The sequence below is a fragment of the Kitasatospora sp. NPDC101155 genome (genome assembly GCF_044768305.1).
Classification (GTDB): Bacteria; Actinomycetota; Actinomycetes; order Streptomycetales; family Streptomycetaceae; genus Kitasatospora.
Genome location: NZ_JBIWPN010000153.1, coordinates 1 through 1,747, shown reverse-complemented (window position 1 = coordinate 1,747; position 1,747 = coordinate 1). Strand labels below are relative to the sequence as shown.

The window sequence follows — 1,747 nt, the reverse complement described above, 5'->3', positions numbered from 1 at the left end:
AGCTGGTGGAGGTAGTCGGTGTAGTCCTGGTCCCGCTTGGTGTCGGCGGCGAGGAGCTTCGTCATTCCGTCGTCGCGGGCCGTCTTGCGGGCTTCCAGTCCCTTCGTGTTGGCGTCCTGGAGGTTCTTCTCCAGGTCCGTGATGGTCTGCAGCTGGTCGGGCGTGAGGCCCTTGGCCGGGTCGATGTTGTCGAGCAGGCCCTGCAGCCGCTGCCAGTAGTTCGACGGGTGGTCGGGGTCGGGGTCGTAGTAGTTGGCGTCGCTCAGCGCCTGGAGCCGGTTCCGGATCGCCTGGGCGGGGTCGGGTGCGGGCGGCGGCGCGGGGGCGGGAGCGGGGGGCTGGTCGGCGGGAGCGGTGGGCTGGTCGGGTATGGGCTGGGCGTCCCGGCTGGGTCCTTCGTCCGGTGGCTCGGGGCCGGGCGGCAGGATCGGGAGCAGCGGTGCCGGTTCCTCCGGTGGGAGTGTCGGGAGTGGTCCGGTGTCCACCGGGAGGTCGGCGCGCGTGCTGGGCAGGGTCAGGGCCGGGTCCGTCATCCCCTGGGCGTGGCGCCAGTTGAGGTACTGGTTGAACTCGGCGTCGGTGGGTGGTTCGGTGGAGCCGGGGTGGGTGGCGCGCCAGCGTTGGAAGGCCGGGTCGTCCAGCAGTCCCTGGATCCAGTTGTTGATTGCCTGGCGGTCGCCGGGTGGCATGCCGGGCTGTGGCTGCCGGGGCGGTTCGCCGCCGTCCGGGCCGCTGTCGTCCGGGCCGCTGTCGTCGGGTGGGCCGGTGGGGGGCGGGCCCGTCAGGGTGCCGGCGAGGTTTCCGAGGAACGTGCCGAGGATGCCGCCTGCCGCCGCGGCGGTCGCCCCGGCGGTGGCGTATCGCAGCACCGTGCTGCTGCCGGTGCAGCTCAGCCAGGCCTCGCCCCGGAGCTTGCATTCGAGCGATCCGCCGTCGTCGGCGTGGGCGGGGATGGTGTCGGTGAGCCCGTGCAGGAGCAGCACGGCGCCGACCAGCAGTACGACGCAGGCGGTGGCGGGCGGACGCGCACCGGTGGCGGAGATCAGTACGGCGGCCAGCGCGAGGGCGCCGGCCAGGCCGTACTTGACCGGGCTGTCGGTGATGAACGAGGCGACGGTCAGCGATGCGGCGGAGCCGAGCAGGCCCACCGTCATGCCGGTGATGTCGGTGATGCGGTGGTGGCGGGTCGGGGCGATCTGTTTGACCACGGCCGACCAGATCCGGCGCAGGGACGTCGACACGATGCTCCCGAGCACGGTCGGTGCTCCCGTGAGCACGCCGACGGCGAGCACCGCTCCGGCTGCGGGCGGGATGATCTGGGCGGCCAGCAGCGCGATCGCCGCGCCCCACAGCAGGTGGACGGAGGATGACCGGTCGCCCCGGACCAGCCCGGCGAGGGTTTGCGGCAGTGCGCGCAGGTCGGCCAGGAAGCGGGTGGTGCCGACGGCGTGCCAGTAGCCGAACACCCCGAACAGCACGGTGGTGAGCAGGCCCCAGAACAGTGCGCCCTGGAAGAAGTTGCCGTGGGTGGTGGCCGGTGCCCCGGGTGGCACCTTCCGCCAGCCGCCGTAGCGGACGGCGATCAGGAAGACGTTCACGGTGTAGCCGATCACGCCGCCGACCACGGCCCCGGTCACGGCGGACCAGACGTGCTCGCGCAGCCACCCGGGCAGCCGCCGGACGACGTCGCCGATGGTGGGGACGGTCTGCCGGGCGGTGGCGGTGGTCATCTCAGCCCTCCGTCCGG

At 72.9% G+C, this 1,747-nt stretch carries 1 pseudogene; it reads right to left on the bottom strand.

Annotated elements, in window-relative coordinates:
* Positions 1–1,730: pseudogene (locus ACIRYZ_RS46505) on the bottom strand (hypothetical protein); the annotation flags it as partial.
* Between the last annotated feature and the right edge of the window lie 17 nt (positions 1,731–1,747).